Annotated in this window: 9 protein-coding genes; 7 read left to right on the top strand and 2 right to left on the bottom strand. The window is 38.0% G+C overall.

All coding sequences use genetic code 11. From position 1 onward, the window contains the following. Positions 1-121 precede the first annotated feature (121 nt). The gene (locus AACV01_RS09520; protein ID WP_202611864.1) at positions 122-316 is read right to left on the bottom strand and encodes a hypothetical protein; all 195 of its coding nucleotides are present in this window, start codon (positions 314-316) and stop codon (positions 122-124) included. A 33-nt stretch (positions 317-349) separates the two neighbouring features. Then, positions 350-496 carry a hypothetical protein gene (locus AACV01_RS09515; protein ID WP_162837617.1) on the bottom strand — a complete coding sequence of 49 codons (147 nt, stop codon included), beginning with the start codon at positions 494-496 and terminating at the stop codon, positions 350-352. 673 nt (positions 497-1,169) lie between these two features. On the opposite strand from AACV01_RS09515, the gene acnB reads away from it, so the two are divergent. The 7 genes from acnB (at position 1,170) to AACV01_RS09480 (ending at position 8,792) form a co-directional block, all read left to right on the top strand. After that, complete coding sequence (gene acnB, locus AACV01_RS09510; protein ID WP_004244067.1) at positions 1,170-3,767, top strand: bifunctional aconitate hydratase 2/2-methylisocitrate dehydratase; 2,598 nt, start codon at positions 1,170-1,172, stop codon at positions 3,765-3,767. A 170-nt stretch (positions 3,768-3,937) separates the two neighbouring features. Then, positions 3,938-4,309 carry a YacL family protein gene (locus tag AACV01_RS09505; RefSeq protein WP_004244066.1) on the top strand — a complete coding sequence of 124 codons (372 nt, stop codon included), beginning with the start codon at positions 3,938-3,940 and terminating at the stop codon, positions 4,307-4,309. 91 nt (positions 4,310-4,400) lie between these two features. Next, the gene (gene mscS / locus AACV01_RS09500) at positions 4,401-5,261 is read left to right on the top strand and encodes a small-conductance mechanosensitive channel MscS (RefSeq protein ID WP_004248539.1); all 861 of its coding nucleotides are present in this window, start codon (positions 4,401-4,403) and stop codon (positions 5,259-5,261) included. A 168-nt stretch (positions 5,262-5,429) separates the two neighbouring features. Further along, positions 5,430-6,053, top strand: a complete 624-nt coding sequence (argO, locus tag AACV01_RS09495; protein ID WP_004244063.1) for an arginine exporter ArgO — start codon at positions 5,430-5,432, stop codon at positions 6,051-6,053. A 90-nt stretch (positions 6,054-6,143) separates the two neighbouring features. Next, entirely contained in the window at positions 6,144-6,878 is a 735-nt protein-coding gene (locus tag AACV01_RS09490) for an oxidative stress defense protein (protein WP_004248538.1), read from the top strand. A gap of 223 nt (positions 6,879-7,101) precedes the next feature. Further along, positions 7,102-7,821 (top strand): DUF6088 family protein, encoded by a 720-nt coding sequence (locus tag AACV01_RS09485; RefSeq protein WP_104459312.1) that lies wholly within the window; start codon positions 7,102-7,104, stop codon positions 7,819-7,821. Beyond that, positions 7,818-8,792, top strand: a complete 975-nt coding sequence (locus AACV01_RS09480; protein ID WP_081042241.1) for a nucleotidyl transferase AbiEii/AbiGii toxin family protein — start codon at positions 7,818-7,820, stop codon at positions 8,790-8,792. Before AACV01_RS09485 ends, AACV01_RS09480 begins: the two co-directional genes overlap by 4 nt. Positions 8,793-8,867 lie beyond the last annotated feature (75 nt).

The raw sequence follows: 8,867 nt of genomic DNA, 5'->3' as shown, positions 1-8,867 counted from the left end.
TGACTTGACTGAATTGTCTTTTTTAAGACAAAAAACCTGAAGAGAGAAGATTATTGTAAATAATCGTTTCCTTTCTTTAATTAGTTTTATTTATTTCAGTTGTTAATAAACAGGATAAGAGTTAATTTATGATGAATAAGTTCTTCTTTAAAATTATTCTTCTATTACTTGTTTTTTTTATTAAATGAAGGGCAGTAAAATTTTCAGTCATATTAGTTTTATTTTGAAGAATAGGAAGTAGATCTGCTGCAATTAGCTTTTCAAACTCTTTGTTTATGCATGGATTTTCCAGCATGCTTTTAATTATTGAAGCCATATAAATAAAACCAGAAGCAGGAATGTGGTTCACTTACTTTAGGGCTAATTCTTCATCTTTTTCTGGCATGATACCTTGTGCTATTTTATGAGGATCTTGACCGACAAAATAGAGTGAAAATATACCATTATTATAATTAATGCTTGATGTTTTTTGGACAAATTTTTCGTTAATTGCCATAAAGACTTTCTCCATATAATTAATCATTTTAATGAATAAATCGATAATTTTCTTTTTTTAAATGTAAAGGTTGAACGTAATTGCTAAGTGCTATTTGTAAATGAACTTAATGAAATTATTGTTTAAATAATTAGCATGGTAAAGCTATTTCATATTAATTTGTTAGATTTTAAAACGCTATCAAAAAATAATTATTATATGGGATTTATAGTAGTTTATTGATTAAGTTTTTATTTGTTGGTGATGTTGGGTTTATTTTTATAAGCATTCTATTTAAAATAATTCTAAAGGATGTATGTGTAAGGTTTATTGTTCTAGTTATTTATTACTTAAATCAAATGACTTTAATTTACAAGATAAGTTACGTTTACCGAGTAGCACTGATATCTATTTATTAACTGAGTTTATTGGTAAAAACGAGGCTGGTGAAAAATGCCTATTAGATTGAGTGTCATAATATGAATAAGGTGAGATTTACGTTTGTTGTATGTTGCTTTTATGTGAACGAATTAACATAGTGTTGAAAATTTGCTATGCTGATAGCCCTTAGCTGGGCATAATTTCACAACCATAGATGTTTTATGCGAGCAAAAGATCCTCTGACCTGGCATCCAACTAGATAGGGTGCAGACAGCCGGGTTATACAAAATGACAAAGAAGCGAGGAGAAAGTCGTGCTAGAAGAATACCGTAAGCACGTAGCAGAGCGTGCAGCTGAAGGTGTCGTTCCAAAACCTCTCGATGCCACACAAACAGCCGCACTTGTTGAGCTATTAAAGTCCCCCCCAAAAGGCGAAGAAGAATTCCTTCTTGATTTAATTGTTAACCGTGTTCCACCCGGCGTTGATGAAGCCGCTTATGTTAAAGCCGGTTTTTTAACGGCTCTCGCAAAAGGTGAAACAACATCACCGCTTATCACGCCAGAAAAAGCCGTAGAATTATTAGGTACTATGCAAGGTGGCTATAATATCCATGCATTAATAGAAGCGCTAGATAACGACAAACTGGCTCCTATTGCGGCAAAAGCACTTTCTCATACCTTATTGATGTTTGATAGCTTTTATGACGTTGAAGAAAAAGCGAAAGCCGGCAACGTTTACGCTAAACAAATTATGCAATCTTGGGCTGATGGAGAATGGTTTACTGAACGTCCAGAACTTGCTGAAAAAATCACGGTAACCGTGTTTAAAGTGACGGGTGAAACCAATACAGATGATTTATCACCAGCACCAGATGCTTGGTCTCGTCCTGATATCCCATTACACGCTTTAGCTATGCTAAAAAATGCCCGCGAAGGCATTGAACCCGACCAACCGGGTAGCGTTGGCCCGATTAAACAAATCGAAGCACTGAATAAAAAAGGTTTCCCACTGGCTTATGTGGGGGATGTTGTCGGAACAGGCTCTTCACGTAAATCTGCAACCAACTCGGTACTTTGGTTTATGGGGGATGATATCCCTTATGTACCAAATAAACGCGGTGGTGGAGTTGTATTGGGTGGCAAAATTGCCCCTATCTTTTTCAACACGATGGAAGATGCCGGTGCATTACCTATCGAAGTTGATGTTTCTAAATTAAATATGGGTGATGTTATTGATATTTACCCATACAAAGGTGAAATCCGTAACCATGAAACCAATGAGTTATTGGAAACCTTTGCACTAAAAACAGAAGTACTGATTGATGAAGTGCGTGCGGGTGGCCGTATTCCTTTGATCATCGGTCGTGGATTGACCTCAAAAGCTCGTAGCGCCTTAGGTTTACCACCTAGCACTTTATTCCGTCATGCCAAAGCAGTGGAACAGAGCGATCGTGGTTTCTCACTGGCACAAAAAATGGTGGGACGCGCTTGTGGTCGTGATGGTATTCGCCCTGGTGAATATTGCGAACCTAAAATGACCTCCGTTGGCTCTCAAGATACTACAGGGCCAATGACACGTGATGAACTGAAAGATTTAGCATGCTTAGGTTTCTCCGCTGATTTGGTTATGCAATCATTCTGTCATACCGCCGCTTATCCAAAACCTGTTGATGTAACCACCCATCACACGTTACCTGATTTTATTATGAATCGTGGAGGGGTTTCACTGCGTCCGGGTGATGGCATTATTCACTCATGGTTAAACCGCATGTTATTGCCAGATACTGTTGGTACTGGTGGTGACTCACATACACGTTTCCCTATTGGTATTTCATTCCCTGCAGGTTCAGGCTTAGTCGCTTTTGCTGCGGCTACAGGGGTAATGCCATTAGACATGCCAGAATCGGTGTTAGTACGCTTTAAAGGTAAAATGCAACCGGGGGTAACGCTACGTGATTTGGTTCATGCCATCCCACTTTATGCCATTAAAGAAGGGTTATTGACCGTTGAGAAAAAAGGTAAAAAGAATATTTTCTCTGGTCGTATCTTAGAAATTGAAGGTTTACCTGAACTTAAAGTTGAGCAAGCTTTTGAGCTAGCTGATGCATCGGCTGAGCGTTCTGCTGCGGGTTGTACGATTAAATTAGATAAAGCACCGATTATCGAATATCTACAATCTAACATTGTCTTATTAAAATGGATGATAGCAGAAGGTTATGGTGATCGTCGTACACTTGAGCGTCGTATTACGGCAATGGAAAATTGGTTAGCTGATCCGCAATTACTTGAAGCAGATGCGGATGCTGAATATGCTGCTGTAATTGAGATCGACTTAAACGAAATCAAAGAGCCTATTCTTTGCGCGCCAAACGATCCTGATGATGCTCGTCTATTATCAGAAGTGGCAAACAGCAAAATTGATGAAGTCTTTATTGGCTCTTGCATGACCAATATTGGGCATTTCCGTGCGGCGGGTAAATTACTCGACCAACATAAAGGTCAATTACCGACACGCTTATGGGTTGCACCACCAACAAAAATGGATGCAGCACAACTGACTGAAGAAGGTTATTACAGCGTCTTTGGTAAGAGTGGCGCTCGTATCGAAGTGCCGGGATGTTCATTATGTATGGGTAACCAAGCGCGAGTGGCGGATGGGGCAACGGTTGTTTCAACATCAACACGTAACTTCCCGAATCGTTTAGGTACGGGGGCGAATGTCTACCTTGCATCCGCAGAGCTTGCGGCAGTGGCTTCACTGTTAGGACGTCTACCAGAGCCACAAGAGTATCTTGATTTCATCAATAAAGTCGATGAAACGGCGGAAGATACTTACCGTTATCTCAATTTTGACCAACTAGAGCAATATACAGATAAAGCAACACAAGTGATTTTCCAAACCACGGTATAACTGAGTTTGATTTTTCACTAAAAATTGATTACAACTGCGTTCCAACATATAACGTTGTTCAGCAGTCTGAAACAGGAGGCAATGCCTCCTGTTTTTTTGTTATTTTTGCCATAATAACAATAGATATTTTATATAGAAAAAGGCGACAGCTAATTTAAGGGGCATACACCATGGACTATGAATTTCAGCGTGATCTTACTGGCGGTATATTGGCCCGTTTTTCAATGGATCATGAAGCGATTGGTTATTGGTTAAATGATGAGATCCAAGGTGATATCAGCTTAATCGATCAAATTTTGACTGAGATGGACGAAGTTAAAGGCAGTGAGAAACAGTGGCAATTGATTGGTAAAGAATACAGCTTATCTATTGATGATGAGGAAATTATGGTAAGGGCGAATACTCTCCATTTTGAAACCGATGATTTAGAAGAAGGGATGAGCTACTACGATAATGAAAGCATCGCATTTTGTGGATTAGATGATTTTGCTACTATGCTACAAAAATATCGGTTATTTATTCTGGAAAATAGAAGAAGTTAACAAATCCCATATATTTATTAAATAAATCTGCCACAATATACTATTGGTTGCTATTCTTTTTATTAGGATTATAAGTTTAAAAGGTGGTCTAATGAATGAATTACCTGCGAGTTTAGATGAAGCAACAGGTTGGTTTGTTGCTAATCAAGAACTCTTTATTCAATATGCTGTGAATATCGTTGCTGCATTCTTGATCCTATTTATTGGTCTTTTTGTCGCTAAAATGGTCAGTAAAGGGGTTGCACGAATTTTAACGTTACGCCATATCGACGCAACTGTTGTGACATTCTTGTCTGTCTTGGTGCGTTATACCGTTATTGCATTCACTTTGATTGCAGTATTAGGTCGATTAGGGGTTCAAACAGCTTCTGTTATCGCAGTACTTGGTGCGGCAGGTTTAGCGGTTGGTTTAGCATTACAAGGCTCACTCTCTAACTTTGCAGCGGGTGTTTTAATTGTTATCTTCCGTCCTATTCGTGCTGGTGAATACGTGATGATTGGTGCTGTCGAAGGTACGGTGCGAGATGTACAAATATTCTCGACCACATTACGTTCAGCGGATGACCGGATCATTGTTATTCCAAATAGCAAAATTATCAGTAGTGAAGTTATTAACCTTAGCCGTGAGCCAAATCGTCGTACACAAATTATTGTCGGCGTTGCTTATGATGCTGATATTGATAAAGTCAAAAAAGTGCTCGGTGATGTTGTTGCGCAAGATAAACGTATTCAACATAACCAAGGCGTGACAATACGTTTACATGAAATGGCGCCTTCTTCATTAAACTTTGTGGTACGTGTTTGGACCACCAATGATGATGCATGGCCAGTTTATTGGGATCTTATGGAAAACTTTAAACGCGCGCTAGATGCAAATAATATTGGTATTCCATTCCCACAAATGGATGTCTATATGCATCAAGCACAAAATACCGTGATGAAAGCAGAATAAGCACTATTGTTATAAAACACATCTCAAGAGCCACCGATTAAGCGTGGCTCTTTTATTTTTACCGCTATTAGTTTTTCTTATTATCAATAAGAATGATTCATTTCCTCTAATAACAAAATCCTTTTATTATTTTTCTTAATTTAATGAATAATTATTAGGATATTTTGCATGTTAACAACATTTTTTCAGGGGTTTTTATTAAGCGCAGCAATGATATTGCCCATTGGTGCGCAAAATGCCTTTGTTTTGCAACAAGGTAGTAAAAAACAATACCATTTAATGAGTGCATTTTTATGCGCTTTAAGTGACGTGATATTAATTAGCGGGGGAGTCTTTGGTGGAAGTGCATTACTGAGCCAATCAGAATATCTTTTATTACTGATCACTTGGGGCGGTGTGGCTTTTTTATTGTGGTATGGCTGGAATGCGTTTAAAACCGCTTTTACAAAAGAGATTGAATTATCACAACATAAAAATCAAGTGAAAAGTCGTTGGCGGGTGATTGTAACTTTAGTTGCCGTCACTTGGCTAAATCCCCATGTTTATCTTGATACCTTTGTAGTGCTTGGCAGTATCGGAGGGCAATTATCAGCAGAATTACGTCCTTGGTTTACTTTTGGCGCGGTATTCGCATCGATAAGTTGGTTTTTTGCTTTATCACTACTAGCGGCTTGGTTTTCACCTATTTTAAGCCAAGTGACCGCTCAACGTATCATCAACTTGTTTGTGGGGTGTGTGATGTGGTTTATTGCTCTGCAATTGGCCGCTCAGGGATGGAAAAACCTCTTTTAATCTGAAAGAACTTTACAACAGATATGCTAATGTTGTTATAACCGTAATTTAGTGACAATACCCATACATGATTTTTGTCAGGAGGTTTTTGTGAAAGTAAAAGCAATGGTATTAGCATCCATGTTAGCCCTTGGAGCACCCTCAATCGCTTTAGCCGGGGCGGTACCTGAAGGACCCCATATAACTACATCAGGTAATGCAACAATTAAAGCGACTCCTGATATGGCGACACTTAATATTCAGGTTAGTGAAAAAGCAAAAGATGCAGCTCAAGCTAAAAAACAAGTGGATGAGCGTGTTGCAAAATATTTTGCCTTTTTAAAAGAAAACGGTGTGACGAAAGAAGATATTGATGCTGCCAACATTCGTACACAGCCTAATTATGAGTATGATAAAAAAGCAGAACGTTCGGTGATTAATGGCTATACAGCAACACGAACCGTAGATGTAAAAATCAAAAAACTTGATCAGCTTAATACCTTACTGGATGGGGCATTAGCAGCAGGGCTAAATGAAATTAATAATGTTGAGTTTGGCGTTAATGATCCAGAACAGTACAAAGCCAAAGCACGAGAAGTGGCAATTAAAAATGCCATACAACAGGCAAGTTCAGTGGCAAAAGGGTTTGGTGCTGATTTAGGGGCTGTTTATAGTGTAAGTTATCGCGCACCAGAAGCAACACCTTATCCAATAGCACGAATGAAAATGGATGCTATGGCATTAAGTGCCCCGTCACCGGAAGCAGTAAAAGAGACCTATCAACAACAAAGCATTGAGTTTAAAGATTACGTTGACGTGGTATTTGAATTAAAAACAGCTAAATAATCTTTACCATCAAAGGATAAGATGTATTGGCTCAGCAGTGAGCTGATACATCTATATCAGCGTTGTAGTCTGCTAATAACAGGTTTATTGAAAAAAGAAATATTCTAATTCACTGTAATCACTTGTCAGTGTTATATTCTTATCTAAAAATGTCATGTTTTTCTGCAGAAAAACTTTACCATTTGCTAAGTAGATGTAGAACACTTAACGGGAGGCCAAAAATATGAAGATTAAACCTTTAGTTGAGAAGGAAATAAACCGGTTTGAATTTGGTAAAATTTTCACCTATAGAGATTTAACACCATATCTTTCAAATCCTGAAACAACAGTAAAAGCTGTCAGTCGCCTAGTGAAGAATGGTGACATTAAAAGGTTTGCTAAAGGGCAATTTTACCGTCCGAAAAAAGGGATATTTGGTGAAATGCAATTGAGTGATGCCGAGAAGTTAAAAACATTCATGTATCAGAATGGAAAGCGAAAAGGTTATATTACGGGAATGGGGCTTTATAATCGACTGGGACTGACTACCCAGATCCCGAAAACAATTACCATTGCTAGTGACAAATCACCACAGCGTAAGGATTTTGGTACCGTCGAGGTAAAATTAGTGAAAGCTAAAGTGCCTGTTTCCGAATCTAACAGGGAGTATCTTGAGATCCTTGATGTTCTTTCCAATATTAAGAAAATACCAGATAGTAACCCATCTGAAGTCATGAAAGTCATAGCAAAAAAACTAAAAAATATCAAAAAAGATGGCCTTTATGAGCTTATTAATTTGGCTAGTTTTTATTCGCCTGTAACGAGGGCTTTGTTAGGATTATTGATAGAGAATATTAATATAAATCTCGCTTTGGAACTTAAAAAACAGCTAAACCCTACTACTCATTATCGGATAGGGTTGGATAGTTATTGGGATAATGCAGAAGAATGGAATATTGAATGAATCTTCACAACAATCCAGATGTATTTCTGGAATTGATTAACCGGACAGCAGAGTATTTTAAGATCCCTGAAGTTTATGTTGAGAAGGATTATTGGGTTACACACGTCCTTCTCCAATTAAGTCTGTCTGAATTCAGGAACGATTTTATTTTCAAAGGTGGCACGGCGCTATCCAAGGTCTTTGGTCTAATCAAAAGATTTTCAGAAGATGTTGATCTTGCTATGTTTAATAACCGAGGACTGAGCAGTAATCAGATTAAAAAGTGCATGAAAGCAGCAGAGGAAACAATTGCTGCTGGATTGACATATATTCAAAAACCTGACGAGTCTAAAGGAAGCCAATTCCGAAAAGTCTATTATAAATTCCCACGAATTGTTAGCGGAGAATTTGGTCACGCTTCTGATGTTATTTTGCTGGAAACAAATAGTTTTACTTCACCAGAACCTTTTTCATTTATGCCTACTGAATCATTGATTGCTGAATTCATAAAGAAAGCACAGATTGAGGGTGGAAATGAAATCATAACACGCTATGGACTAGAAAAATTTGAAGTCAACGTTCTTGACATCAAACGAACAGTAGCAGAAAAAATATTAGGATTAGTTAGAGCATCGAGCGAAGCAGATCCAAAACAGGCTCTAGCTGATAAAATCCGTCATATTTATGATCTTTGCATGATCAAGCGTAATAAGCATTATAGCCAATTTTTTGATTCTGATAGTCTTTGGAAGATGATGGACATTGTTATTCAGGCTGACAGAGATCAGTTCAGAGAAGCAGGACAATGGCTTGACCAACCTCTACATAAGAGTGTGCTTTTCTCCAAGTCTAGTGAAATATGGGAAAATATCAGGGGGATTTTTCACGGCGAATTTTCTGAATTGGTTTATGACAGTGATCTTCCCTCTGATGATGAAGTTTTCAGCTTACTTTCCTCAGTGGCCAGTCTTTTGCAAAAATGGTCTGATTAATAAGCTGTGGTGATATATTTTTTGTATGAGTTATATCGTTAAGATGCAGTTTAGAGCCAACTGCCAGTCACTGTC

The sequence above is a fragment of the Proteus sp. G2609 genome, from assembly GCF_963896135.1.
Lineage (GTDB): Bacteria > Pseudomonadota > Gammaproteobacteria > Enterobacterales > Enterobacteriaceae > Proteus > Proteus mirabilis.
The sequence above is the reverse complement of the archived record's forward strand: the minus strand, read 5'-3'. Positions and strand labels throughout refer to the sequence as shown.